We start from the raw sequence: 23,843 nt of genomic DNA on the forward strand, positions 1-23,843 counted from the left end.
CCTGCCCGTGGCGATGGTGGGGCGCATGATCGTCCTTGACCGGCGCCTGAGCGCCCCGCCCGACGCCCCCTCCAGCCTGCGGTTGCCGCTCAGCGCCCAGCAGCGCGAGGGTCTGCGCGGCCATCGCCGCACCGCCTGCGGCCAGGATCTGCTGCTGCAGCTGCCGCGCGGTGAAGCGCTCGAACCCGGCGAGTGGCTGAACAGCAGTGAGAGCGGCGTGGTGGTGCAGGTGGAAGCGGCTCCGGAGCCGTTGCTGCTGGCCCGCAGCGCCGACTCCCTCCAGCTGCTGCAGGCCGCTTATCACCTCGGCAACCGCCACGTAGCGCTGGAGCTGCACCCGGGCGAGCTGCGCCTGCTGGAAGATCCGGTGCTGGAGGAGCTGCTGCGCCACCGCGGCTTGGCCGTTCTCCACCTCGACGCACCGTTCCGGCCGGAACCGGGCGCCTATGCCGGCAAGGGCGGGCATGCGCACTGAGCCCCCAGCCCAGGCCGGCGCGGCGCCGACCCGGTTGCTGTTGTTCCAGCTGATCAGTCCGGCGCTGCCGGTGGGGGCGTTCAGCTATTCGGAGGGTCTGGAAGTGCTGGTGCAGCAAGGCCGGATCAATTCCGCCGAGGCGCTGCACGGCTGGCTGGCGGCGGAACTGCAGCGGGGGACGCTGGGCGTGGAGGCAGCGGCCCTGGCGCCGCTGCTGCAGGCCATGGCGGCAGAGCAATGGAGCACCGTGCACGATCTCGACGGCTGGCTGCTGGCCCTGCGGGAAGCCCCGGAGGTGCGCGCCCAGCAGCGCCAGATGGGCCGTTCCCTCACCCAGTTGCTAGGCGAACTGGGTTGGCGGCTACCGGCCGTTGCCGGCCAGGGAGCGGCCATCACCTCTGCGGCATCCGCATCGGCGCAGGGGCTGGCCTGGCCGGCGGCCTGGGCCTGGGCCGGCCATTGCCTGGGTGTTCCCAGCACCGACCTGGTGGAGGCCTACCTCTATGCCTGGGTGGCCAGTCAGATCAGCGCGGCGGTGCGGCTGGTGCCGATCGGCCCCACCCAGGGACAGGGGCTGCAGCTGCGCCTGGCACCGCTGCTGGCGCAGCGGGCCGCAGAGCTGGCCCACACCGATCCGCACACGATGTGGTCAGGCGGTGTGGGCGCGGGGCTGGCCCAGCTGGGGCACGCCGAGCTCTACTCACGGCTGTTCAGAAGTTGAGGCGAGGCGTAGCTGGGCAGCGGTGGCAGGATTGCGCCCACTCGTCTGATCCAACGCCATGAGCAAGCTGCGTGTCGGCGTGGCCGGACCGGTGGGCTCGGGCAAGACAGCCCTGGTGGAAGCCCTGTGCCGGCGGCTGCGCGAACGGCTGCAGTTGGCCGTGGTGACCAACGACATCTATACCCAGGAAGACGCCCAGTTCCTGACCCGTGCCGGTGCGCTCGAGCCGGAACGGATCCGGGGGGTGGAAACCGGTGGCTGCCCCCACACCGCCATCCGCGAAGACTGCTCGATCAACCGGGCGGCGGTGGAAGACCTGGAGGAGAGGTTTCCGGATCTCGACCTGGTGCTGGTGGAGAGCGGTGGCGACAATCTGGCGGCCAGCTTCAGCCCCGAACTGGTGGACCTCTGCATCTATGTGATCGACGTGGCGGCCGGCGACAAAATCCCTCGCAAAGGCGGGCCGGGCATCACCCGTTCTGATCTGCTCGTGATCAACAAGATCGACCTGGCGCCGATGGTGGGAGCGAGCCTCGAAGTGATGGAGGCGGACACCCGCCGCATGCGCGGTGATCGCCCCTGGTGCTTCACAAATCTGCGCAGTGGCGAAGGCCTTGATGCGGTGGAACGTTTTCTTTGCCGGCAACTTCCCGCTCCGGGGTCTTCGCTCTGATCGCTGCCATCGGAGCCGGCACTCGGCAGCGGCTTCGGCGTGCGCAGCCATGAGCAGGTGGGCCGCGCCAAGGGGCTGAACAGGGAATCAACACAGTGGCGGCGGCCAAGGGGGAAGCAATACCCAAAAAGCCCGTGTACAGGGCCTCTTGAGCCGTTTCTGTGCCTTTGGCGACAGGACTGACAAGACCGGCTCCGTATGTTCCGCAATGCCGTCAGCACTGCGGCAATTTCTTCACCTTGAACAGGCCCAATGGTTCCGTATTTCTCGAGGCGGCTGGTTGCCGGTCTTGCTGCAACTGCGATCACGGTATCCCTCGTCGCCTGCGGGGGCGGTGGCGGTGGGGATAGCGCTGGTTCTTTCGACGGAGAAGTGAAGGTTGGCATTCTTCACTCCCTGAGTGGAACGATGGCAATTTCTGAGACGACCCTGAAAGAGGTCGAGGAAATGGCTATCAAGGAAATCAATGATGCCGGCGGCGTCAAAGTTGGCGGCAAGTCCTACAAGATCGTCTCCGTCGTTGAGGACGGCGCATCTGACTGGCCCACCTTTGCTGAGAAATCCCAGAAGCTGATTGACTCCGACAAGGTTGCCGTGGTGTTCGGCGGCTGGACCTCCGCCAGCCGCAAAGCCATGCTGCCGGTGTATGAGTCCAAGAACCACATGCTCTTCTACCCCATTCAATATGAGGGTCAGGAGTGCTCCCGCAACATCTTCTACACCGGCGCCGTTCCCAACCAGCAGGCCGAGCCTGCGGTGGATTGGCTGATGAAACAGTACGGCGAAAAGCTGGGCAAGAAGGTCTACCTGGTCGGTTCTGACTACGTCTACCCCCGCACCGCCAACACCATCATCAAGGAGCAGATGAAGGCGCTTGGCGGCGAAACCGTCGGCGAGGATTACATCCCCCTTGGCAACACCGAGGTGGCGCCGATCATCGCCAAGATCAAGAAAGCCTTCCCTGATGGTGGCATCATCATCAACACCTTGAACGGTGACTCCAACGTCGCTCTGTTCAAGCAGTTCAAGGCTGCAGGCATCGATCCGGCCAAGTACCCGATCATGTCCTTCTCGATCGCAGAAGAGGAAATCCGCCAGATCGGCCCTGAGTACACCACCGGCACCTTCGCCGCGTGGAACTACTTCATGAGCCTGGATACACCGGCTTCGAAGAAGTTCGTTGCCAACTTCCAGGCGGCCTATGGGGCTGACCGTGTGGTGGGTGACCCTGCAGAGTCCGCCTACAACATGGTGTACCTGTGGAAGAACGCCGTTGAGAAGGCTGGCACCTTCGAAGATCTCGACAAGGTCCGGAAGACCATGATCGGCATCACCTTTGAGGCACCTCAAGGTGAGATCAAGATGTTCCCGAACCATCACACCTCAGAGCGTGTGATGATCGGCGAAGCCCTGCCCGATGGCCAGTTCAAGATCCTCTCCGACAGCGAGAAGGCCATTCCGCCCATCCCCTGGAACCAGTTCGTTCCTGAAACCAAGGGCTACACCTGCGACTGGACGCAGGACCGGCCGGATGCCGGCAAGTTCAAGATGTGATCGTGCCTGGGTGGCTTCTTCGGAAGCCACCCTTTCCTTTCACTTCTCCATTTCCTGTATGGACTGAGATTATCTTCGGCATTGAAGCCTGCCTATCACTTTCGATAGCGCCTTCGATCGCCCCAGCTCTCAGGACATCATGTTCACGAGACTTGCAGACAGCACCAGAGAGATCAGCCAGTAACGGATTGTTCTCTCTGGATTTATCATTTTTCAGACGATTCCAGCCATTGCTTCGCGTATTGAAGCGGCCTACACGGAGGTGGCACCATCTTGGCGTCTGCCCATGCACCGGCTGATGGGCTCAGGCCAATCTGTCGCTGCGCCCCTAACGCTCTGCAGACAGGCCCCGGACCAAGCTTCACGGACAAAAACAGTTCGCAATATCACTTGATACAGCCGCAAGGCTCCTGTTGATCCAAGGTTAATCCCACTCGCACGGAACAGCCCCCCAGTGGAACTTTTCTTCTCGCAGATTCTTGATGGCTTGAGCATCGGCTCGGTGCTGCTGCTCGCCGCCACGGGTCTCGCCATCGTCTTTGGCCTCATGGGGGTCATCAACCTGGCTCATGGTGAGTTCATGATGCTGGGTGCCTATATCACCTTTGTGGTCCAGAACCTCTTTCGGCCTATGGGCGGTGTGGTGTTCGAGCTCTACTACCCCGTTGCCCTGGTGGCCGCTTTCTTCATCACCGCCATCTTCGGCGTGGTGCTGGAGCGAACGCTGATCCGCAAGCTGTATGGAAGACCACTGGAAACCCTGCTGGCCACCTGGGGGGTCAGCCTGATCCTGATCCAGCTGATTCGCAGCATCTCCACCTCCATGGTGATCGGCATTGCGGTGGCGGTGGTCATCGGCTTCTTCGGTGGAAAGTTTCTCGGCAAAAAGATCGGTGATCGGCCTGCATTCCCCTATCTCAACGGCGTGGTGTGGGCCGTGGCTGTGGGGATCGGCCTGGTGGTGGTGAATTCCTTCTCCTCCGTGCGGGCCATCGCCAGCCCCTGGTTCGGACCCCGCAACATTGACGTGACAGCACCCAAGTGGCTGCAAGGCAGCTGGGGCGAGATCGACGGAATTGAACTGCCTGGCCTGAGGATTTTCATCATTCTGTTGTCGGCAGTTCTGCTGCTGTTCGTGATGTGGTTCCTCACCAAGAGTGTGTGGGGCCTTCGGATCCGGGCTGTCACCCAGAACCGGCAGATGAGCAACTGCCTGGGCATTCCCACCGACAGCGTGGACAGCATCACCTTCGGACTCGGTTCAGGTCTGGCAGGAGTGGCTGGCTGCGCCATCACCTTGCTGGGATCCGTGGGCCCGAACCTGGGCGCGGCCTACATCGTGTCCTGCTTCATGGTGATCGTGCTGGGAGGCGTGGGCAACCTGCTGGGCACGGTGCTCGCTTCTCTGATCCTCGGCATCATTCAGTCGGTGGTGGGATCAGGATCGCTGTTGATTGTGTTCCCGGATATGCCCCCGGCCGCCAAAGGGGTGGTGGAATTCTTCGCCACCACAAGCATGTCGCTGGTGCTTGTGTTCATCTTCATCATCGCCTTCCTGCAGTTCCGCCCCAACGGCATGTTCCCTCAGAAGGGGAGATCGGTAGATGCTTGATGCGCCGCTGCCAACAACCAAGCTCCTTCCATCTGCTTCCTCTCCACTGAGGCCCCAGCCATGAAACTTCTCAAGCGACTCGTTCCCTGGATTCTCCTGGCCATCGCGCTGTTCATCCTGCCAGCCATCCTCAGTGATTTCCGTATCAACCTGTTTGGCCGCTATTTCTCCCTGGCGATCACTGCTCTTGCGATCGACCTGATCTGGGGCTACACGGGCCTCCTGAGCCTTGGGCAAGGCATCTTCTTCGCCCTGGGTGGCTATGGGGTAGCGATGTACCTCACCCTCAACACCCCCAGTGAAGCGGGCGGCAACGGCATCCCCAAATTCTTTGAGAACTACGGTGTAGAACAACTGCCCTTCTTCTGGCAGCCATTCTGGTCGCCCGCCTTCACTCTGATCGCCATCTGGGTGCTGCCCGCAGTCGTGGCAGGGTTGGTTGGCTACCTGATCTTCAGAAACCGTATCAAGGGGGTGTACTTCTCGATCATCACCCAGGCGGCGTTGATGGTCTTCTTTCACTTCTTCAACGGCCAACAGAAGCTGATCAATGGCACCAACGGCCTGAAAACCAGCACCACCGAGCTGTTCGGCATGCTGGTGGGCTCCAGCGAGATGCAGATCTGGCTGTACCGACTCACGGTTGTTCTCATTCCTGTCGCCTTTCTGATCTGCCGCTATTTCACCTCCGGCCGCTTCGGCGATGCCTTGATTGCCATCCGAGATGATGAGCAACGCTTCCGTTTCGCCGGCTTCAACCCCGTTCCCTTCAAAACGATCGTCTTCCTCGTTGCCGGCGCGCTCTGCGGTATCTCAGGCGCTCTTTACACCGTTCAGAGCGGTATTGTGTCGCCCCAGTACATGTCGATCTCCTTTTCGATTGAGATGGTGATCTGGGTGGCTGTGGGGGGCCGCGGCACCCTGGTGGGCCCGATCATCGGCGCCGTTCTGGTGAACTATCTACGCAGCCTGGTGAGCGAAGCGCTTCCCGAGTTCTGGCTGTTCGTGCAGGGGGCTCTGTTCATCTTCGTGGTGGTGCTGATGCCGGATGGCATCTACGGCTGGGTCTCCAAAGGAGGACTGCGCACCTTGCTGGCCGCCTTCGGCATCGCTCCCAAAGCTCGTACCTATCCCCAGATCGACCAGGAGGGCCCTGGCATGGAAATGAAGAGCCACGCCCCCACCGATTCTTCGGCCTGAGGCCTTGACAGCTGGCTTGCCGGAGGAAGCCCGACAACATCAAGGCAGAAAGTCAATGATCCTGCGCTACCACCTTCACTGCTCCATCAGATCCATCCACTCCATCCACATCCCATCGGCCTCTTCAGCTCACACGTCCACCAGGCAAGCCCACTGCTCAGCCCCCCTTCCACAGACCCCCTGAAACACCCTGGCGATCATGTCTGAACCACTCCTTGAACTTCACGACGTCAGCGTCAGCTTTGATGGCTTCTTCGCCCTTACCGATCTTTCGCTCACCCTGCAGAAAGGTGAGTTGAAGTCGATCATTGGGCCCAACGGCGCCGGGAAAACCACCTTCCTTGACGTGATCACGGGCAAGGTGCGCCCCACCAAGGGCACTGTCACGTTCAAAGGAAAGTCGTTGGTGGGGCTCTCCGAGCAGAAGATCTCAAGGCAGGGAATCGGCCGGAAGTTCCAGACGCCACGGGTGTTCGACAACCTCACGGTGCTGCGCAACCTGGAATTGGCCGCCTCACCGAACAAGAACCCTCTCAGCCTTCTCTCCGACAAGCTGCCGAAGGCGGCCAAGGATGAGGTGCATCGCCTGATGAACTATGTGGGCCTCACCCCCTTTGCCACCACCCAGGCGGGTTCGCTCTCGCACGGGCAGAAGCAATGGCTGGCGATTGCCTCTCTCGTGGCCCAGTCGCCGGAGGTGCTGCTGCTCGACGAGCCCGTGGCCGGGCTCACCGATGAAGAAACGGTGCGGACCGCTGAATTGATCAAGTCACTGGCAGGCCAACACACCGTTGTGGTGATCGAACACGACATGGAATTCATCCGGGACCTCAATGCCCCCGTCACCGTGCTGCACCAGGGGCAACTGCTCACCCAGGGCCTGCTGGAGGATGTGAAGAAAGATCCCCGCGTGATTGAGGTTTACCTGGGCCCAGCCGAGGAATAAGCGGTTTCCACCACTTGCCAGACACCAACCCACAGCTGACATGACAACCGAGAACCTCCTTTCCGTCTCCAACCTCAACGTTTACTACGGCGAAAGCCACATTCTTCGCAATGTGGATCTCTCCATCCCTAAAGGGCAGATGGTGTGCCTGATCGGTCGCAACGGCGTGGGCAAAACCACGTTCCTCAAAACGATCATCGGTCTGCTCAAACAACGCTCCGGCAGCGTCCAGTACGACGACCAGGCCCTGAGCGATCAGCCCCCCTACCAACGGGCCCGCTCCGGCATCGGCTATGTGTCCCAGGGGCGTGACATCATTCCGCAGGTGACGGTGAAGGAAAACCTTCTGCTGGGAATGGAAGCGCTCCCGGGTGGCATGGCGAAGAACCGCCACATCGACCCGATCGTGTTCGATCTGTTTCCAATTCTCGAGAAGTTTTTGTCCCGCAAAGGCGGTGATCTCAGCGGCGGACAACAGCAACAGCTGGCCATCGCTCGCGCTCTGCTGGGCAAGCCGAAATTGCTGCTGCTGGATGAACCCACCGAAGGCATTCAGCCCTCCATTATCCACGACATCGAAGTGGCGGTGAAACGGATCATGAAGGAAACCGGAATCAGCGTGCTGCTGGTGGAGCAGCACCTTCACTTCGTGCGCCAATCCAACTACTACTACGCCATGCAACGCGGCGGCATCGTTTCAAGTGGCCCCACCGAGAGCCTCTCCGATGATGTGGTCCAGGAATTCCTCACGGTGTGAGGGCACTGCAAGGGAGCGCCCTCTTGCATAAAGGTTGTTTGTTGCATCCGGCCTGTTGGATACGGCCATCCGAATGCAACGCGATGCAGCATGGATGACACATCTTTGGGGTCAACTGTGTAATCACAGGTGTCAAGTCTCCCGTGGAGCTGTTTGGATGCCAGCCGTTTACGTGCAACCCGTTTACGTGCCAGCTTCTTTCCTATCAGCTCCTTGCATGCGGTGGTCTCAGCCGCCAGATTTGGAGGCCACGAACGACCATGGTGCGAGCTGCACGGGCTGCAGGCTTTCTCTTTCTGCCTGCTGACTCCTGTGACTCCTGCCTCCTGACTGCTGCCCGCGGCTCAGCAGCCGCGGGTGACCATCCAGGGGCGGGCCGCACTTTCCCTGAGCCGGGGCTTGGCGCTTTCTTCGCGCACTTCCTTGCGGACCAGCCGGGGCTCACTGGCTTCCTGCTTGAGGCGGAAGCCACCGGACAGTGTCATGGGCGGGCTGAACACTCTGTTACCGGGATTGCCACAACTCGGACAGTCCGTATCATTCTGGCGGGCGTCGATGCTGCGCCACACCTCGTAGTTGTCGCAGCCTGAAGCGCAGCTGAATTCGTAGACAGGCATGGAGAAGAGGGGAAACAGGGAGGACCAGCTGGCGGGTCGTTTTCAAAGAACCGAGTGATTCCCGCCACAACCCTGCTGCGCTGATGGGAGTTGGAGCCGACAGCGACAGGGGAGGCGGCGGCCAGCAGAGAGGGAGGGATCCATGGCGTGGAGCCACCGAACGCCCACCTTGCCGAGGCAAAGGCGGCGGTGGCCCCTTGCGGGCCATCAGCAGGGAAGAATGTCCTGGTCGAAGATGGAGGTGGGAATCGCCAGCGTGCAGCAGGCATTGGGAATGTCCACGATGCCGCTGATCCGGCCCTCCACGGGCGCACAGCTCAGCAGCAGGTAGGCCTGCTCACCGGTGTAGCCAAAGCGCTTGAGATACTCAATGGCGTTCAGGCAGGCGCGTCGGTAGGCGATGTGCACGTCCATGTAGTGCTGCTTGCCTTCGAATTCATCCACGGAGATGCCTTCGAACACCAGATAGTCGGTGAAGTGGGGCTCCACCGGGCTGGTCTTGAACATGGGATTGACCATCCCATACTTTTCGACGCCACCTTTGATGATCTCCACATGCAGATCCAGGTAGCCCGACATTTCAATCGCGCCACAGAAGGAGATTTCCCCATCGCCCTGGGAGAAGTGGATATCGCCCATCGAGAGCTTTGCGCCTTCCACATACACGGGGAAGTAGATGCGCGTGCCCTTGGTGAGGTTCTTGATGTCGCAGTTGCCTCCGTGCTCACGGGGCGGCACGGTGCGGGCCGCTTCATTGGCCACACGCTCGAAATCGGCGCTGGGCAGCGTGCCGAGGATGGCGCTGTTGGGGTTGGGCAGGGCCGCCAGCACGGGCTCGCTGCCGGAGAGGCCGGCGCCATAGGTGCGCCGATCCGGGGCCGTGTTCACCAGCTCGGTTTCGCGGCGGTTCCATTCCCGCAGCAGCTCGTGGGAGGGCGCACAACCGATCAGGCCGGGGTGGGTGATGCCGGCGAAACGCACACCGGGGATATGGCGCGATGAGGTGTAGATGCCTTCGAAATCCCAGATCGCTTTGGCTGCCTTGGGGAAGTGATCGGTGAGGAAGCCGCCGCCATTCTCTTTGGCAAAAATCCCGGTGAAGCCCCACTCATCTCCCTGCAGCGCACCCACATCAAGGATGTCAACCACAAGAATATCGCCAGGTTGAGCTCCATTCACCCAGATCGGGCCGCTGAGCACGTGCACCACTTCCAGGTTCACATCAGCGATATCCTGGGGGTCGTCATTGTCCTTGATCTGGCCATCCGTCCAGTCCTTGCATTCGATCCGGAAGACCTCACCAGGGTTGACAGAAACGACGGCGGGGATATCGGGATGCCAGCGGTTGTGGCCCGGCATGTCCTGTTGATCCATCGGCTTGGTGAGATCAACCTTGAACAGCGTTTTTGGCATCGCAAACGAGGCGTGGTTTCATCTCTATCGAAATCCACAGGTGGATTCGCGGAAGTGTCATCGGCTACCAGACCCACCCAGCTTGGCTGCGGCAACACAGGCGTGCATGCCGCAGCAGCACAGCACACAGCGGCGGCAGGATCTGCAGAGCCGATCCGTTATGTCGCTGGCCGCGCCGTGCTGTCGTTGAAGGTGCCGCGGCGGCAGAGATTGTCCTTGAGGCGGTCGGTCCAGGCTTGATGCGAGAGCACGCCCGTGCTGTCAACACCACCATCAAAATAATAAAGAATCTGCCAACGCGTAGCGGTGGAGAACTTTCCGGCGTCGACGAGATCTTTCAGTTCATTGCCGTAGAGGTTGTCATACGTCGGCCAGTTGGGCTCGTTCTCGATGCTGCAGACCGCATTGACCTGATACAGCCTGGCGCTGCTGTCGGGCTGACCCTCCGTCTGCACGCGCACCACGCCTTTGTACAGGCCGTTGGGCTGGCCTGGCACGAAGGCCTTGGCCAGGGTCACATTGGCCGTGCCCGCCCGCACCAGCAGATCACCAACCTTGGCCTGCTGAGCGGGTGTTTCGCCGGGAGTCGTGCGGCAGGCGCTCAGTCCCAAAGCTGCCACCACCAACGCTGCCGCTGCGCTCCAGGCCCGTGCGGACGCCAACCCCATCACCCAGCTCTGCACCGTGAAGCCTCAGAACATAGGCTCGCCGCCCATGGCGGCGGTGGCCGGCGGCGGCGAAGGTCACCCAGCTGCCAGCAGCCGGCGCCAGAACGCTTCCGGCTCCGGCTCCAGCGGCAGCGGGGACCCGTTCACACTCAAGGCCGGACGGCACCCGAGGCTGTTGATCAGCAGCACGGCACTGCCTGGGCCCAGGGGACACGGACCTTCGCGGACCAGGCCCAGCGCCAGGGCGCGGCCCCGCATCACCCCCGGCAGGCAGCCGCTGGCCAGGGGCGGCGTGAACCACTGGCCGTCACGCCGCACCAGCAGGTTGGCCGTGGTGGCGCAGCAGAGGCCGCCGGCCGTGCTCTCCAGCAGGGCATCGGCGGCGCCGGCGGCCCGGGCCTCACGCCGCGCCTCGATGGCGGGCCCGTAGGCGAAGGTTTTGCAGCGGCTCAGCAGGCTGGAGGCGTTGCGCCGCTCCCTGCGGCTGACAATCACCGGCACGGGGTCGAACTGCGGCGCCGCGGCCGTGAGCTGCAGCCAGAAGCGGGGCTGCAGTGATGGGGCACCGGGTGCCGGCAGCTCCACACCCCGCGGCCCCGTCGCCCCACCAGCGCCAGCCTCCACCGCCGGCGAGCCGCGGCTCCAGTTCAGGCGCAGCGCGCCGGTGTGGATGCCGCTGCGGGACACCGCCTCCGCCAGCAGGGCGCGCACCCGCTCATCGCCGGGGGGTGGCTCCATGCCCAACAGGGCGGCACTCTGCGACCAGCGCTGCAGGTGCGCGCTCAGCAGCAGCGGCTGCCCCGCTTCCACCAGCAGGGTTTCGAACAGACCGTCGGCCAGTTGCAGGCCCCGATCCGCCAGGGGCAGGGCCAGCTCGGCCGGTGCTCCCCAGAGCCCCGCCGCCCCCGGAGCGCCGATGGGCTCGATCCAGGCGATCGCCTGCATCAGCACCCTCCAGCTGCGGGGCCTGGCGCGACGGCCGCCAGCAGCGGGCCCAGCTTCCAGAGCAGCTCCTCGGCCTCCGCCGCCGGGTCGGAGTCGGCCACGATGCCGCAGCCGGCATGGGCGCGCAGGCGCCGCCCCCGCAGCATCAGGCTGCGGATCAGGATGTTGCTGTCGAAGCTGCCATCGGCGCCGAAGCGGAACAGAGCGCCGCAGTAGGGGCCGCGGGGCACGGGCTCCCGTTCGCTCAGGCGCTGGCAGGCACGCACCTTGGGGGCGCCGCTGATCGAGCCGCCCGGCCAGGAGGCGCGCAGCAGCTCCACCACGCTGCAATCGGCGCGCAGCTGCCCCTCCACCACCGAGGTGAGGTGGTGCACCTGCGGGTAGCTTTCCAGCCCCACCAGCTGGGGCACCTGGATCGAGCCCGGCACGCACACCCGGCCGAGGTCGTTGCGGAGCAGGTCCACGATCATCACGTTCTCGGCACGGTCCTTGGGGCTGGTGATCAGCTCGGCGGCGGCGGCGGCATCGGCTTCCGGATCGCCATGGCGCGGGCGGGTGCCCTTGATCGGCCGGGTTTCCACCCAGCCGGTGGCGCTCACCCGCAGAAAGCGTTCCGGGGACGCCGAGAGCACCGCCTCGTCGCCAGCCACCAGGAGGCCGGCGAAGGGCGCCGGGCAGGAGCGGCGCAGCCGGCCGTACAGGGCCAGCGGATCGGGGGGTGCGGCCAGGCTGGCCTCACAGCAGGCGGTGAGGTTGGCCTGGAACAGATCCCCGGCAGCGATCCAGCTGCGCAGGTCCGTCACCTGGCGGGCGAAGGTGGCGGGATCGGTGTGCCAGTGCCAGTGTTCTGCGGCCACACCGGGCCCGCTGCCGGGCGCAGGGCCTTCAGCCGGGTCAGCAGCTGAGCCAGCAGGCGTGTCGGCCGCCGGCACCAGGGCCGCGAGCCGCTCCGCCATCGCCGTCAGCCGGGCGGGATCCACCCCTTCCAGCTCCAGACGACGCTCCTGCAGATCGAAGCGCAGCACGGGGTCGTAGCGGCCTGCCCAGAGCAGGGCCGTATCGGGCGAGCGCCAGTGGGCGGCCGGCTCCACCCACGCCCCGGCCTCGTAGGCGAGCCAGCCGAGCCAGCTGCCGGGCCGTTCCCGCAGGCGCGCCAGGGCCGCAAAAGGATCGGTGGCATCCGGCTCGCCCGGCAGCCCCCGGCACACCACCTGCTCCAGCGGAGCCACACCCAGAAAGCCCCAACGCCCCAGCGCACTGCCATCGCCATCGAGCCAGGCGAGGCCATCGCCGCTGCCCGCAGCGGCCAGGGCAAGGGCCACCTCCCAGGGGTCGCGCCACGGCAGTGAGCGGCGCAGCAGCGGCGGCTGCGCCCCGGAACCCGGCGTCATGCCGACGGCCCGCCCAAGCTGCCGCCTCCATCGCTGGCCAGGTCCGGGCGGCCCGCCTCCCGCAGGGCGGCATCGCGGATGCGGCAGCTGTCGCAGCGCCCGCAGGGCCGGGCGCCGCCGGCGTAGCAACTCCAGGTGCGGGCGATCGGCACGCCCAGACGCAGCGCCTCCTGCACGATCCGGGTCTTGCTCCAGGTCACCAGGGGCGCCCACAGCCGGGCGCCGTGGCCCTCGCGGCCGCTCTTGCTGGCCAGATCAGCCAGCTGCTGGAAGGCGGCGAGGTAATCGGGGCGGCAATCGGGATAGCCGGAGTAGTCGATGGCGTTCACCCCCAGCACCAGCCGCTCGGCCCCGCGCGCTTCAGCCAGGCTCAGGCCGAGGGCGATGAACACGGTGTTGCGGCCCGGCACGTAGGTTGTGGGGATCACCCCCTCCTCCACACCGGCCACCGGCAGCGCCATGGCGGCATCGGTGAGGGCTGAGCCGCCCCAGGCCGCCAGGTTCACCGCCAGGGTGTGGTGCTCCGCCAGGGCCAGGTCGGTCGCCAGGGCGGCGGCCGCGGCCAGCTCCTGACGGTGACGCTGGCCGTAGTCGAGCGAGAGGCCGATCACGTGGTAGCCCGCTTCGATCGCCAGGGCCGCAGCGGTGGCCGAATCGAGGCCGCCGGAGAGCAGGGCGACCGCGACGGGTGGGGCGGCTGCACTCACGGCGAAGCAGGCGTGTCAGGCGTCACGGGCGGCGGCGCCGTGGGTGCGGAGGGCGCCACAGGGGGCTGGGTTGGGATGGCGGGTGGCGTCACCGGCTCAGCGGGCGGCGGCGACGTGGTGTCGCCGGGGTCGGTGGGCGGCGGCTGGGGCGGCTCCGGCGGCGGCGCATCGGCGCGCAACGACAGGGTGATCATCGCCGGGGCCACACCGTCGTTGGTGACCAGCAGCTGCACTTCGGTGCCCGGCACCGGCGGCAGGGTCACCACCCGCAGCGGGCCCTTCGGCTCCAGCAGGCTGCCGGCAGCGTTGTAGACGCTCATCTGCATCAACGGCGAGCCGTTGACACCGAGCACCAGCCGGTACCCCGCCGGCAGCCGGATCGGGAACAACCGCGCCCCACCGGCGCCGAGCGAAGCGGAGAGGGCCTTCACCTCGCCCGCTGTGGCCTGGATCGGTTCGATCTGCAGGGTTTCCAGCGTCTGCTCGCCGGCGGCATACCAGAGCTGGCGGAAGGGCTCGGCGGGGATGTCGGCGCCGGCGCGGCCGGGCAGCAACGCCTGGGCATTGCCGGAAATCAGCTGGCGCAGCACCGGCGGACTCACCCCCTGGGCGGCGAGCTGACGCTGGCGGGCCTCCCAGTCGGCGGTGGAAAAAGAGCCCAACCTGCGGCGGAGCGGCGGCGGCAGCTGCTCCACCCGGGCCAGCCATTCCTCCGCCAGGGCGTTCCACACCTTGCGCAGGGGGGCGTCCTCGATCGAGTCGTTGGGCAGACGGCCGCCACGCTCGGGGAACTGGGCCAGCAGGTTGGCGTCCACCAACCGCAGGAACCAGCTGCGGTTGATCTGCAGCGCCCGCAGGCGGTTCAGCAACTGCTGGCGCTGGTCGACCTCACCGGGGGGGAGGCTGGCGGTGAGCTCGCGGGGCTGTTCAGCCGGGCGATTGGCGGGGGCATCACTGCGGCCCAGCAGCCACCAGCCCGCGGTGATGCCCACCACAGCCGACACCACCAGGGCCACCACCACCGGCAAGAGCCGCCCTTCCACCGCCTCCTCCTTCTGCTGCTGCCGGCTGAGCGGCGGCATGGGCGGTGGCGGTGGCCGCCGCTCCACGACCCGGGGCTCGGGAGCCGGTGCTGCAGCCGCAGTGGCCGGCGCGGCCGTGAGGGGGGCGGCCGCAGAGTTGGTGGTGGAGGCAGCGGCCTGCTCGGCAGGCGCAGGATCGGCAGCGTCGCTGCCGGCCAGTCCCGGCGAAACGGCGGCGGGGGGCACGAGCATCAGGGTGCGATCGGCGCGGGCCACAGGGCCCGTGCTTTCCGGCATCGGCAGCGCCTGGAAGGCAACGAGGGCCTGCGGCGTGCTGGCAAAGCGGGCGGTGGGATCGGCACTGATCAGCCGCTCCAGGGCGGCGCGGAACGGGGGGTCGAGGCTGAGGCCGTCGGGCCAGCGCCAGGCCAGGCTCACCGGATCGAGCAGGGCGGCGGGATCCTCACCGCTGAGCAGCACCAACGCCACCACCCCCAGGCCGTGCAGGTCCATCCAGGGCAGCAGCGGAGCGCCGGCCACCTGCTCCGGCGGCGCATAGCCCGGGGTGGCGCCGGCGGCGGCCTGGCCGGGGCCGGTCCACCCGATGTCGAGCAGTACCGGCAGACCGTCGCGGTCACGGCGCAGCAGGTTGGCGGGGGTGAGATCGCCATGGCAGATCTCCTGGCCGTGCAGCACCGCCAGCACCGGCAGCAGCTGGCGCAGCAGCAGCAGCACCTCGCCGGGGCCGAACACCAGCTGGCGACCCCGCCGCGCCTCCAGCAGCTCCTGGTAGGTGCGCCCGTCCTGCCACTCGCGCACCAGCCAGAGCTGGCCGTCCCGCTGGATCGTTTCCCCGAAGCGGGGCACCTGGGGGTGGAGCAGGGCCTGCAGGCGGCTCCAGCCCGCCCGCGCCCCGGCCTGATCGAAGCCGGGCCCCAGCTGCCGCAGGGCCACGGGCGCCTCGCCGGCCAGCAGATCACTGGCGCGCCACAGCACCCCCTGAGGACCGCTGGCCACCTCCATCTCCAGGCGGTAGCGATCGGCGATCACCGCACCGGCGGCCGCACCGGGCTGGTCAGCCATGGGTGGGCCGGTCCTGCGTAATGCCATCCAGCAAGCCCCGTTCGGGCTGGCGCAGGCCGCGGCCGGCCAGCCAGTCGGCGTCGTAGAGGCGGGAGCGGTAGCGGTCGCCGCCGTCGCAGAGCACGGTCACGATCGTGTGGCCCGGACCGAGGCGCCGGGCGGTCTCTACCGCCGCGGCCACGTTGATGCCCACCGAGCCGCCCATGAACAGACCTTCGCGCCAGAGCAGCTGGTAGATGGTGTCGAGCGCGGCCTGGTCGTCGATGCGCACGGCGTCATCGATCGGGGCGCCCTCCAGATTGGCGGTGACGCGGCTGTTGCCGATCCCTTCGGTGATGGAGGTGCCCTCGGCCTGCAGCGCCCCGGCGGTGGCCCAGCTGTAGAGGGCACTGCCGTGGGGATCGGCCAGCACGCAGCGCACCTGGGAGGAGCGCTCCTTGAGGAAGAGGGCCACGCCGGCATAGGTGCCGCCGGTGCCCGTGGCCGACACCCAGGCGTCGATGCGGCCGCCCGTCTGCTCCCAGATCTCCGGACCGGTGCTGGCGTAGTGGGCGCGGCGGTTGGCCAGGTTGTCGAACTGATTGGCCCAGACGGCACCGGGCGTTTCGGCGGCGATGCGTCCCGAGAGCTTCACGTAGTTGTTGGGATCGCGGTACGGCACCGCCGGCACCGTGCGCACCTCGGCGCCGAGGCTGCGCAGCAGGCCGATCTTCTCGGCCGACTGGGTGTCCGGGATGACGATCAGAGCCTTGTAGCCGCGGGCATTGCAGAGGTGGGTGAGGCCGATGCCGGTGTTGCCGGCGGTGCCCTCCACCACGGTGCCGCCCGGGTCGAGGGCGCCGCTGGCTTCCGCCTCCAGCAGGATGCCCAGGGCAGCGCGGTCTTTCACCGATCCGCCGGGGTTCATGAACTCGGCCTTGCCGAGGATCTCGCAGCCGGTGAGCTCGCTGAGCAGCCCCAGCCGGATCAGCGGGGTGTTGCCCACCGCACCGACGAAGCCCTGGGTGGTTCCCGCCCGGGCGACGGCCATGGCCCTGCCGCTGCTGATCGAACCGGCGGTGCTGCCCATCGCGCCTGTGGGAGAAGAAATCGCTCTGGCGATGATCGTAGGGGCGGCAGCCCTGACGGCCGATTCCTTCTAGCCTCAGGCGAGCAGCCCTCTGGCCATGGCCTCCGCCGCCCCCACCGAGGCCCTGCTGCGGCGGCTTCATGCCGTGCGCGCCCACAGCGAGGCGCTGATCGCTGAGCTGGAGCCGGAAGATCTGTGCCTGCAGGGCATGGCGGACGCCAGCCCGCCCAAGTGGCACCTGGGGCACACCACCTGGTTCTTCGACACCTTCCTGCTCACGCCCCACCTGCCGGGTCATGAGCCGGCGGAGAGCCGCTGGAGCTTCCTGTTCAATTCCTATTACGACGCGATCGGGGCGCGCCACCCCCGGCCGCAGCGGGGACTGCTGAGCCGGCCACCCCTGGCGGCGGTGCTCGCCTGGCGGCGGCGGGTCGATGCGGGGCTGGAGGCCCTGGTGGAGCGGCTGAGCGCCGGGCCCGCCACGGCGGCGGCGCCGCTGTGGGAGCTGCTGGAGCTGGGTCTGCAGCACGAGCAGCAGCACCAGGAGCTGTTGCTGATGGATCTGCTCGACGGCTTCAGCCGCAACCCGCTGGAGCCGGCGGTGGAGCCCTCGGGCCGGGGTGCCGAAGCCACCTACGAAACGCTGGTGGCCGCCGCCGACGCCGCCCCCGCCAGCACCCCCAACCCGCCCGCGTCCGCCTGGCTGCACTGGCCGGGAGGGCTGGTGGAGATCGGTCACGCCGAGGCTGGCGCCGGCCCCGAGGGCCCGTCCGGCGCCTTCCATTTCGACAACGAAAGCCCCCGTCACCGCCAGTGGCTCGAACCCTTCGCGCTGGCCCCCCGGCTGGTGTCGAACGGGGAGTACGCCGCCTTCATCGCCGCAGGCGGCTACCGGCGGCCGGAGCTGTGGATGAGCGAGGGCTGGCAGGTCTGTCAGCAGCGCGGCTGGCAGGCGCCCCGCTACTGGCGCGGCAGCGGCGCCCCGGAGGGCTGGTCGTGGGAGTTCACGCTGGCGGGGCGGCGCCCCCTGCATCCGGCCGCGCCCGTGCGGCACCTCAGCTGGTTCGAAGCCGACGCCTATGCCCGCTGGGCCGAGGCCCGCCTGCCGAGCGAAGCGGAGTGGGAAGTGGCCGCCGCCACGCCACCCCAGGCGGGCGGCAGCGGCGAGCTGGAAGCCCTGCAGGGGGTGCTGTGGCAGTGGACGTCCAGCCCCTACCGTCCGTATCCGGGCTTCCGGCCCGCCGCCGGAGCGGTGGGCGAATACAACGGCAAATTCATGAGTTCCCAGATGGTCCTGCGCGGCAGCAGTTTCCTCACACCGCCGGGCCACGGCCGCCTCACCTACCGCAACTTCTTTCCGCCCGCGAGCCGCTGGCTGGCCGGCGGCCTGCGCCTCGCCCGGGACGGCCGATGAGCGCCCCCTCCGCTGCCCTCCAGCGCGGGCCGGCCGCCGTCGACCTGCTCGACCTCCATCCCGTCGCCGCCGACATGCGGCGGCTGGTGGTGGAGGGCCTGTCGCGCAGCCCCCGCCAGCTGCCCGCCTGGTTCCTCTACGACGCCGAGGGCTCGCGCCTGTTCGACCGCATCTGCGAGCAGCCGGAATACGCACTCACCGCCACCGAAACCGCCCTGCTGGAGCGGGAGGCGCCGGCCATGGCGGCGGCGCTCGGCGCCGGCGTGCCGGTGGAATTCGGCGCCGGCAGCGCCCGCAAGGTGTCGCCGCTGCTGGAGGCCCTGGCACCACCGGCCTATGTGGCGCTCGACATCAGCTCCGAGCACCTCGCCGGTGCCTGCCGGGCACTGCAGGCCCGCCATCCGGCCATTCCCGTGCTCGGCATCTGCTGCGATTACAGCCAGCTGCTCACCCTGCCGGCCCACCCCCTGCTCGATGGCCAGCGGCTGCTGGGCTTCTACCCGGGCAGCTCGCTCGGCAACTTCGCCCCCAGCGAAGCGGTGGCCCTGCTGCGTCAGTTCGCCCGGCTGCTGGGGCCCGAGGGTCGTCTGTTGATCGGCATCGACCAACCCCGCGCCGCGGCCCAGCTGGAGGCCGCCTACGACGATGCCGCGGGCTGGTCGGCCGCCTTTGCCCGCAACCTGCTGGTGCGGCTCAACCGGGAGCTGGGGGGCAACTTCGTGCCGGAGCGCTTCCGCTACCGCGCCCACTGGCAGCCGCAGCAGAGCCGCATCGAGATGGCGCTGGTGAGCACCTGCCACCAGGTGGTGGACGTGGCGGGCCGGCGCTGGCCGTTCGCCGCCGGCGAGGCGCTGATCACCGAGCACAGCCACAAGTACGACCCCGCGGCCTTCACGGCCCTGGCGGCGGCGGCCGGCTGGCGGGCCCTGGCGCGCTGGGCCGATCCCGGCGAGAGCTTCAGCCTGCACCTGCTCGCCCCGCAGGCGCCAGGCAGACTTGAACCAGTCGAGGCCAGCCGATGAGCCGGGAAGACCAACGCAAGGCGATGCGCACCACGCGCGAGCAGTTGATCGCCGAGCTCGAGGAGCTCTACCGCCAGGCCTTCGATCGCATCGGCAGCGAAGACCTGGGCGAAGGGGCGATCGCCCGCCTCACCCAGCTGCTGCTGCGCTCCCGCGATGGCGCGATCACTCCGTTGCAGGAAGAGATCGAGGCGCCGCTGATCACGCGGGCACCGGAATGAAGGGTGGGTCGTGGCGGGGGCAGCGGCCATGAGCGGCAGCTGGTTCGAGCAGCTGGAGGCGCAGCTGGAGCAACAACTGGAGGCGTTCCTCAGCAGCCGCCCCGAGCAGCGCCAGCTGCTGGAGGAGGAGGAGCAGCGGGAACGGCAGCAGCGGCTGAAGCGGCGGCAGCTGGAGGTGCAGGCGGAGGCGGAACGGCTGCGGCGCGCCCTGCTGGAGCTGGCCACCGAGATCACCCAGTGGCAGGGGCGGGTGGAGCGGGCCCGGGCCGCCGGCGCCAGCGCGCTGGCCGACCAGGCCGAAGCCCGGCTGCGGCAGCTGATGGGTCTGGGCCGCGACCGCTGGCAGGCCCTCAGCAGCCTGGGCGATGAGTTCCGCCGCCTGGACGCCGACCTGGCGGCCCTGCAACGGGAGCAGGAGCAACAGGCGGCTACCGCCGCAGCCTCAGGCGCGCCTGCGCAAGCTGGGTCGGGGGAACGCGGGCCGGGCCCGGCTGGAGCGACCCCGGGCAGCCAGGCAGAGGCGGCAGGAGCAGCAGCGGCGGCAGCTTCCTCCCCCGCCACGCCGCTCGATCCGATCGAGCTGGAAGCCGCCTGGTCGGCGTTTGAGGCGCAGCAGGAGCTGGAGCAGCTGCGCCGCCGCCACGGCACCCCGCCGGTCTGAGCCGGCCGCCATGGGATTCCTTCTCTCCAAGCTGCTGCCGCTGCTGCTCTACCCGCTGGGGCTGGCCATCGGCCTGCAGGCGATCGCCCTGGCGGGGCGTCGCCGCCGCTGGAGCCCCTGGCTGAGTGGCGGCAGCCTGGCGTTGCTGTGGATCAGTGCCCTGCCGTTCACGGCCCGGCAGCTGGTCTGGGGCCTGGAGGAGCGCAGCGCCGCCCTCACCCCCAGCCCGCTACCCACCGCCGACGCCGTGATCGTGCTGGGCGGCGGCCTGCAGCCCCAGCTGGCGCCCCGCACCAGCGTGGAGGTGAACGAGGCGGGCGACCGCCTGCTCACCGGCGTGCGGCTGCTGCAGGCCGGCAAGGCGCCGCTGCTGCTGCTGAGCGGCGGCAGGGTGACCTTCCGCAGCGCCAACCCGGCGCCGGCGGAGGCTGAAACGGCGCGGCGGCTGGCACTGGAGCTCGGCGTGCCGGAGGGGCGCCTGCTGCTCAGCGATCAGGCCCGCACCACCGCGGAAGAGGCCCTGGCGCTGCGTGCGATCGGCCAGGCCCGGGGCTGGCGTTCAGTGCTGCTGGTCACCAGCGCGATGCACATGCCCCGCTCGTTGGCCACGTTTCAGCGCCGCTCAGGGCTCCAGGTGTTGCCGGTGGCCTGCGACTACCTGCTGCCGGCCCGCAGCGCGACCGGAAGCCCGACCGCCGCCTCGCTCCTGATCGAGCTGCTGCCTGAAGCGGGCGCCCTTCAGCTCACCACCCAGGCGCTCAAGGAGCACCTTGGGCTGCTGGTGTACCGCCTGCGGGGCTGGAGTTGAAGGCAGGGATGGGGCGCAGACGGGCTTGCGGCGGCCAACCAGGGCGGCAGCTACTTCTTGGGCGCCGGTGGCACCAGGCTCACACCTTCGGGCGGCGGCGTGGGATCGGGATCGGCGATCAGCATGTGCTGGAGCACGATCTCGGGACGTTCACTGTCGCGCCAACGAATCCTGTAAGCCGGCATCTTGGTGCCGCGGCTGGTGGTCTGCTCCACAGGCTCCATCACCCAACCGCGACGGGAGCGGCCCTGAGGGTTGCGCTTGACCACCGCATCTGCGTGCTTGAAGCGGAATCCAACGCGCTCACCGCTCATGGGCCAAGGTCAGTGCCAACGTGACCCCATTATCCACTTTGCCCTTCAAGCTCCAGTGGAACCGGCCTCTGGACGCAAGAGCGGGAAGGCGATCACATCACGGATGCTGGGGCTGTCGGTGAGCAGCATGGCCAACCGGTCGATGCCGATGCCCAGCCCGCCGGTGGGGGGCATGCCCACCTCAAGAGCTTGGAGGAAATCCTCATCCACCCCCTGCGCCTCCAGGTCGCCGGCAAGGCGACGCTCCTGCTGGGCCTCCAGGCGCCGGCGCTGATCGACGGGATCGATCAGCTCGCTGAAGGCGTTGGCGGTTTCACGGCCCACGATGAACAGCTCGAAACGCTCCACCAGGCCGGGCTTGCTGCGGTGCGTGCGCGCCAACGGTGAGATCTCCACCGGGTAATCGAGCACGAAGGTGGGCTGGATCAGGCTGGCTTCCACCCGCTGTTCGAAGGCCTCGTTGAGCAGACGACCCACGCTGTCAGCGGCGGCGGGCACCTCCAGCCCAGCGGCGGCCATGGCGGCGGCGGCCTGCTCACGGCTGGCGAAGCCGTTGAAATCGAGCCCGGTGGCCTGCTCCACCAGCTCATGCATGGTGGCCCGGCGCCAGGGAGGCGTGAGATCGATCGCCACGCCCTGATACATGAGGGCGGTGGTGCCGCACACCTGCTCGGTGACGTCCGCGATCATCTGCTCGGTGAGCGCCATCATGTCGGTGTAATCGGCATAGGCCTGATACACCTCCACCGAAGTGAATTCGGGGTTGTGGCGTGTGCTGATGCCTTCGTTGCGGAAGATGCGGCCCAGTTCGTAGACCCGCTCGAAGCCCCCCACCACCAGCCGCTTGAGATGCAGCTCGGTGGCGATGCGCAGGAACAGCGGCAGATCGAGGGCGTTGTGGTGGGTGCAAAAGGGACGGGCGTCGGCACCACCGGCCTCCAGATTCAGCACCGGCGTCTCGATTTCGAGGAAGTCGCGGGCATCGAGCCAGCGGCGGATGCCGCTCACCAGACGGGCACGGCGGCGAAAGGTTTCGCGGGTGTGCGGCGAAACGATCAGATCGAGGTAGCGCTGGCGGTAGCGCTTCTCCACATCCGCCAGGCCATGCCATTTATCGGGCAGGGGCTGCAACGACTTGCAGAGCATGTCCCAGGCCGTCACCTTCACCGACAGCTCACCCCGGTCGGTGCGGCGCAGCGTGCCGTGCACACCGATCAGATCGCCGGCATCCACCAGCGAGGTGATCTGAGCAAAGGCCTCGGGCTGCTCGGGCCATGCCGCCAGCAGGTGGGCCTTCTCGATGAACAGCTGAATCGGACCGCTTTCATCCACCAGGGTGAAGAAAGCGAGCTTGCCCATCACCCGGCGGGTCATCACCCGACCGGCCACGGCCACGGCCACGGCACGCTCCTCGCCGTTGGGCAGGTCGGCGTGCTCCTGCTGCAGGGCAGCGGTGCGGTGGCTGGGCTCGAAGCGCAGGGCATAGGGGCCCTGACCGAGGGCCGCCAGGGCCTGGCCCTTCTCGAAGCGGGCCTGCTCCAGGCGGTTGACGGGGTGCTCCGGCAAGGCGACGAACAGGGGACGGAAGGAACCATCCTGCAGGAGCGCAGGCGGCGGGCCTAAGCGGTGACGGCGACCAGGGGATCGAGCATCCGTTGCGAGGCGTAGCCGGTGCCGCGCACGGTGAGGATCAGCTCGGGGTTGCGGGGGTCGGGTTCGAGCTTGCCGCGCAGGCGGGCCACATACACATCCACAACGCGCAGATCCGCGGCGCGGCGCGGCGGGTAGCCCCACAGCTGCTCAAGGATCTCGGCGCGCGGCACCACCCGGCCGGGCTCGCGGAACAGCAGCTCCAGCAAGCTGAATTCGGTGTAGGTGAGGCCGATGCGCTCACCGGCGCGGGTCACCTGACGGCGGTTGGTGTCCACTACCAGGTCTCCGATGCGCATCACACCCTGGCCGGCGGGGATGTCGCGGGGTTCGCTGTTGGCGGATCCACGCCCCACCCGCCGCAGGATCGTGGAGATGCGGGTTTCGAGTTCCTTGGGGCTGAACGGCTTGGGCAGGTAGTCGTCGGCGCCGAGATCAAGGCCGGCCACCCGCTCGGCGATCGCATCAAGAGCCGAGAGGAAGATGATCGGCACGCAGGATTCGGCCCGCAGGCGCCGGCATACCGCAAAGCCGTCCAGCTTCGGCAGCATCACGTCGAGCACGACGAGGTCGGGCTGCTCCTGATGGAACAGGGTGAGGGCCTCCTCCCCATCCTCGGCGCAGAGGACGCGGTAGCCCGCGAGCTGCAGGCGCATCACCAGCACGCGGCGCACGGCGGCCTCGTCGTCGACGACAAGCAGGGTGGCCTTGGGTGCTGTCCGCGTGTCCTGAACCACCGCCTCCGCCTTGGCTTGCCGAGGCTGCGTGTCCAGTGGCATCACAGGAACAGTCGTGAAGAAAAATCACCCTACCTGTCAGCTTGTACGCATGGAGAGCAGAAGGCGCACGTCAGGGAGTAGCAGCGCCAAGACTTAATGATTTTTCAATAGTTGCAGCGGC

24 protein-coding genes and 1 pseudogene are annotated in these 23,843 nt (G+C 67.3%); 13 read left to right on the top strand and 12 right to left on the bottom strand.

What is annotated here, in order from left to right; translation table 11 throughout:
• Positions 1 to 25 precede the first annotated feature (25 nt).
• The 8 genes from ureE to urtE all read left to right on the top strand — a co-directional run bounded on the left by ureE (position 26) and on the right by urtE (position 7,938).
• Positions 26 to 475 carry an urease accessory protein UreE gene (ureE, locus tag ACXMDP_RS00570; RefSeq protein ID WP_457766998.1) on the top strand — a complete coding sequence of 150 codons (450 nt, stop codon included), beginning with the start codon at positions 26 to 28 and terminating at the stop codon, positions 473 to 475.
• On the top strand, positions 465 to 1,196 hold the full coding sequence (locus ACXMDP_RS00575; protein ID WP_259729716.1) for an urease accessory protein UreF: 732 nt from the start codon (positions 465 to 467) through the stop codon (positions 1,194 to 1,196). Before ureE ends, ACXMDP_RS00575 begins: the two co-directional genes overlap by 11 nt.
• Before the next feature lie 58 nt (positions 1,197 to 1,254).
• Entirely contained in the window at positions 1,255 to 1,869 is a 615-nt protein-coding gene (ureG, locus tag ACXMDP_RS00580) for an urease accessory protein UreG (RefSeq protein WP_094513883.1), read from the top strand.
• Between the two features lie 252 nt (positions 1,870 to 2,121).
• Complete coding sequence (gene urtA / locus ACXMDP_RS00585; RefSeq protein ID WP_259729717.1) at positions 2,122 to 3,423, top strand: urea ABC transporter substrate-binding protein; 1,302 nt, start codon at positions 2,122 to 2,124, stop codon at positions 3,421 to 3,423.
• Positions 3,424 to 3,877: 454 nt separating this feature from the next.
• Positions 3,878 to 5,035, top strand: coding sequence for an ABC transporter permease subunit (locus ACXMDP_RS00590; RefSeq protein ID WP_259729718.1), 1,158 nt, complete (start codon positions 3,878 to 3,880; stop codon positions 5,033 to 5,035).
• Positions 5,036 to 5,095: 60 nt separating this feature from the next.
• Positions 5,096 to 6,235 (top strand): urea ABC transporter permease subunit UrtC, encoded by a 1,140-nt coding sequence (gene urtC, locus ACXMDP_RS00595; RefSeq protein WP_259729719.1) that lies wholly within the window; start codon positions 5,096 to 5,098, stop codon positions 6,233 to 6,235.
• A gap of 199 nt (positions 6,236 to 6,434) precedes the next feature.
• Positions 6,435 to 7,181 (top strand): urea ABC transporter ATP-binding protein UrtD, encoded by a 747-nt coding sequence (gene urtD / locus ACXMDP_RS00600; RefSeq protein WP_259729720.1) that lies wholly within the window; start codon positions 6,435 to 6,437, stop codon positions 7,179 to 7,181.
• 40 nt (positions 7,182 to 7,221) lie between these two features.
• Entirely contained in the window at positions 7,222 to 7,938 is a 717-nt protein-coding gene (gene urtE, locus ACXMDP_RS00605; protein WP_259729721.1) for an urea ABC transporter ATP-binding subunit UrtE, read from the top strand.
• 344 nt (positions 7,939 to 8,282) lie between these two features.
• Here the strand turns inward: urtE and ACXMDP_RS00610 are convergent, their stop codons facing one another.
• The 9 genes and pseudogenes from ACXMDP_RS00610 to ACXMDP_RS00650 form a co-directional block, all read right to left on the bottom strand.
• Positions 8,283 to 8,423: a hypothetical protein gene (locus ACXMDP_RS00610; RefSeq protein WP_457767239.1), complete on the bottom strand. Its 141-nt coding sequence runs from the start codon at positions 8,421 to 8,423 to the stop codon at positions 8,283 to 8,285.
• Between the two features lie 45 nt (positions 8,424 to 8,468).
• Positions 8,469 to 8,555 (bottom strand): annotated as a pseudogene (locus ACXMDP_RS00615) (FmdB family zinc ribbon protein); the annotation flags it as partial.
• A gap of 207 nt (positions 8,556 to 8,762) precedes the next feature.
• The gene (gene fmdA, locus ACXMDP_RS00620; protein ID WP_094513897.1) at positions 8,763 to 9,968 is read right to left on the bottom strand and encodes a formamidase; all 1,206 of its coding nucleotides are present in this window, start codon (positions 9,966 to 9,968) and stop codon (positions 8,763 to 8,765) included.
• A 158-nt stretch (positions 9,969 to 10,126) separates the two neighbouring features.
• Entirely contained in the window at positions 10,127 to 10,591 is a 465-nt protein-coding gene (locus ACXMDP_RS00625) for a hypothetical protein (protein ID WP_259729740.1), read from the bottom strand.
• Positions 10,592 to 10,711: 120 nt separating this feature from the next.
• Positions 10,712 to 11,581 carry an aminotransferase class IV gene (locus ACXMDP_RS00630; RefSeq protein ID WP_259729723.1) on the bottom strand — a complete coding sequence of 290 codons (870 nt, stop codon included), beginning with the start codon at positions 11,579 to 11,581 and terminating at the stop codon, positions 10,712 to 10,714.
• Complete coding sequence (locus ACXMDP_RS00635) at positions 11,581 to 12,972, bottom strand: anthranilate synthase component I family protein (protein WP_259729724.1); 1,392 nt, start codon at positions 12,970 to 12,972, stop codon at positions 11,581 to 11,583. The genes ACXMDP_RS00630 and ACXMDP_RS00635 overlap by 1 nt, the downstream gene beginning before the upstream one ends.
• The gene (queC, locus tag ACXMDP_RS00640) at positions 12,969 to 13,679 is read right to left on the bottom strand and encodes a 7-cyano-7-deazaguanine synthase QueC (RefSeq protein WP_259729725.1); all 711 of its coding nucleotides are present in this window, start codon (positions 13,677 to 13,679) and stop codon (positions 12,969 to 12,971) included. The genes ACXMDP_RS00635 and queC overlap by 4 nt, the downstream gene beginning before the upstream one ends.
• Positions 13,676 to 15,784 (bottom strand): serine/threonine protein kinase, encoded by a 2,109-nt coding sequence (locus ACXMDP_RS00645; protein ID WP_259729726.1) that lies wholly within the window; start codon positions 15,782 to 15,784, stop codon positions 13,676 to 13,678. Before ACXMDP_RS00645 ends, queC begins: the two co-directional genes overlap by 4 nt.
• Positions 15,777 to 16,814 carry a cysteine synthase A gene (locus ACXMDP_RS00650; protein ID WP_259729727.1) on the bottom strand — a complete coding sequence of 346 codons (1,038 nt, stop codon included), beginning with the start codon at positions 16,812 to 16,814 and terminating at the stop codon, positions 15,777 to 15,779. The genes ACXMDP_RS00645 and ACXMDP_RS00650 overlap by 8 nt, the downstream gene beginning before the upstream one ends.
• A gap of 136 nt (positions 16,815 to 16,950) precedes the next feature.
• Here ACXMDP_RS00650 and egtB point away from each other — a divergent pair, with 136 nt between their 5' ends.
• Genes egtB through ACXMDP_RS00675 form a run of 5 tightly spaced genes read left to right on the top strand, consistent with a single transcriptional unit; the run spans position 16,951 to position 20,979 of the window.
• Positions 16,951 to 18,267 (top strand): ergothioneine biosynthesis protein EgtB, encoded by a 1,317-nt coding sequence (gene egtB, locus ACXMDP_RS00655; protein ID WP_259729728.1) that lies wholly within the window; start codon positions 16,951 to 16,953, stop codon positions 18,265 to 18,267.
• Positions 18,264 to 19,289 (top strand): L-histidine N(alpha)-methyltransferase, encoded by a 1,026-nt coding sequence (gene egtD, locus ACXMDP_RS00660; protein ID WP_259729729.1) that lies wholly within the window; start codon positions 18,264 to 18,266, stop codon positions 19,287 to 19,289. The genes egtB and egtD overlap by 4 nt, the downstream gene beginning before the upstream one ends.
• Positions 19,286 to 19,510 (top strand): hercynine metabolism small protein, encoded by a 225-nt coding sequence (locus ACXMDP_RS00665; protein ID WP_094513910.1) that lies wholly within the window; start codon positions 19,286 to 19,288, stop codon positions 19,508 to 19,510. Before egtD ends, ACXMDP_RS00665 begins: the two co-directional genes overlap by 4 nt.
• A gap of 28 nt (positions 19,511 to 19,538) precedes the next feature.
• Complete coding sequence (locus tag ACXMDP_RS00670) at positions 19,539 to 20,171, top strand: hercynine metabolism protein (RefSeq protein ID WP_457767000.1); 633 nt, start codon at positions 19,539 to 19,541, stop codon at positions 20,169 to 20,171.
• A gap of 10 nt (positions 20,172 to 20,181) precedes the next feature.
• Entirely contained in the window at positions 20,182 to 20,979 is a 798-nt protein-coding gene (locus ACXMDP_RS00675) for a YdcF family protein (protein ID WP_259729731.1), read from the top strand.
• A 50-nt stretch (positions 20,980 to 21,029) separates the two neighbouring features.
• On the opposite strand, the gene ACXMDP_RS00680 is transcribed toward ACXMDP_RS00675, so the two are convergent.
• Genes ACXMDP_RS00680 through rpaB form a run of 3 tightly spaced genes read right to left on the bottom strand, consistent with a single transcriptional unit; the run spans position 21,030 to position 23,722 of the window.
• Positions 21,030 to 21,293 (bottom strand): hypothetical protein, encoded by a 264-nt coding sequence (locus tag ACXMDP_RS00680; protein ID WP_048016474.1) that lies wholly within the window; start codon positions 21,291 to 21,293, stop codon positions 21,030 to 21,032.
• A 45-nt stretch (positions 21,294 to 21,338) separates the two neighbouring features.
• Positions 21,339 to 22,859, bottom strand: coding sequence for a lysine--tRNA ligase (lysS, locus tag ACXMDP_RS00685; protein ID WP_259729732.1), 1,521 nt, complete (start codon positions 22,857 to 22,859; stop codon positions 21,339 to 21,341).
• Positions 22,860 to 22,912: 53 nt separating this feature from the next.
• Entirely contained in the window at positions 22,913 to 23,722 is an 810-nt protein-coding gene (rpaB, locus tag ACXMDP_RS00690; protein ID WP_259729733.1) for a response regulator transcription factor RpaB, read from the bottom strand.
• Positions 23,723 to 23,843 lie beyond the last annotated feature (121 nt).

The organism is Cyanobium sp. ULC065 (assembly GCF_977927515.1).

Bases quoted from the DNA above. Each gene is read 5' to 3' on its own strand.
- ureE (WP_457766998.1), top strand. From the start codon at position 26: ATGATCGTCCTTGACCGGCGCCTGAGCGCCCCGCCCGACGCCCCCTCC.
- ACXMDP_RS00575 (WP_259729716.1), top strand. From the start codon at position 465: ATGCGCACTGAGCCCCCAGCCCAGGCCGGCGCGGCGCCGACCCGGTTG.
- ureG (WP_094513883.1), top strand. From the start codon at position 1,255: ATGAGCAAGCTGCGTGTCGGCGTGGCCGGACCGGTGGGCTCGGGCAAG.
- urtA (WP_259729717.1), top strand. From the start codon at position 2,122: ATGGTTCCGTATTTCTCGAGGCGGCTGGTTGCCGGTCTTGCTGCAACT.
- urtC (WP_259729719.1), top strand. From the start codon at position 5,096: ATGAAACTTCTCAAGCGACTCGTTCCCTGGATTCTCCTGGCCATCGCG.
- urtD (WP_259729720.1), top strand. From the start codon at position 6,435: ATGTCTGAACCACTCCTTGAACTTCACGACGTCAGCGTCAGCTTTGAT.
- urtE (WP_259729721.1), top strand. From the start codon at position 7,222: ATGACAACCGAGAACCTCCTTTCCGTCTCCAACCTCAACGTTTACTAC.
- ACXMDP_RS00610 (WP_457767239.1), bottom strand. From the start codon at position 8,423: ATGACACTGTCCGGTGGCTTCCGCCTCAAGCAGGAAGCCAGTGAGCCC.
- fmdA (WP_094513897.1), bottom strand. From the start codon at position 9,968: ATGCCAAAAACGCTGTTCAAGGTTGATCTCACCAAGCCGATGGATCAA.
- ACXMDP_RS00630 (WP_259729723.1), bottom strand. From the start codon at position 11,581: ATGCAGGCGATCGCCTGGATCGAGCCCATCGGCGCTCCGGGGGCGGCG.
- ACXMDP_RS00635 (WP_259729724.1), bottom strand. From the start codon at position 12,972: ATGACGCCGGGTTCCGGGGCGCAGCCGCCGCTGCTGCGCCGCTCACTG.
- ACXMDP_RS00645 (WP_259729726.1), bottom strand. From the start codon at position 15,784: ATGGCTGACCAGCCCGGTGCGGCCGCCGGTGCGGTGATCGCCGATCGC.
- ACXMDP_RS00650 (WP_259729727.1), bottom strand. From the start codon at position 16,814: ATGGCCGTCGCCCGGGCGGGAACCACCCAGGGCTTCGTCGGTGCGGTG.
- egtB (WP_259729728.1), top strand. From the start codon at position 16,951: ATGGCCTCCGCCGCCCCCACCGAGGCCCTGCTGCGGCGGCTTCATGCC.
- egtD (WP_259729729.1), top strand. From the start codon at position 18,264: ATGAGCGCCCCCTCCGCTGCCCTCCAGCGCGGGCCGGCCGCCGTCGAC.
- ACXMDP_RS00665 (WP_094513910.1), top strand. From the start codon at position 19,286: ATGAGCCGGGAAGACCAACGCAAGGCGATGCGCACCACGCGCGAGCAG.
- ACXMDP_RS00670 (WP_457767000.1), top strand. From the start codon at position 19,539: ATGAGCGGCAGCTGGTTCGAGCAGCTGGAGGCGCAGCTGGAGCAACAA.
- ACXMDP_RS00675 (WP_259729731.1), top strand. From the start codon at position 20,182: ATGGGATTCCTTCTCTCCAAGCTGCTGCCGCTGCTGCTCTACCCGCTG.
- ACXMDP_RS00680 (WP_048016474.1), bottom strand. From the start codon at position 21,293: ATGAGCGGTGAGCGCGTTGGATTCCGCTTCAAGCACGCAGATGCGGTG.
- rpaB (WP_259729733.1), bottom strand. From the start codon at position 23,722: ATGCCACTGGACACGCAGCCTCGGCAAGCCAAGGCGGAGGCGGTGGTT.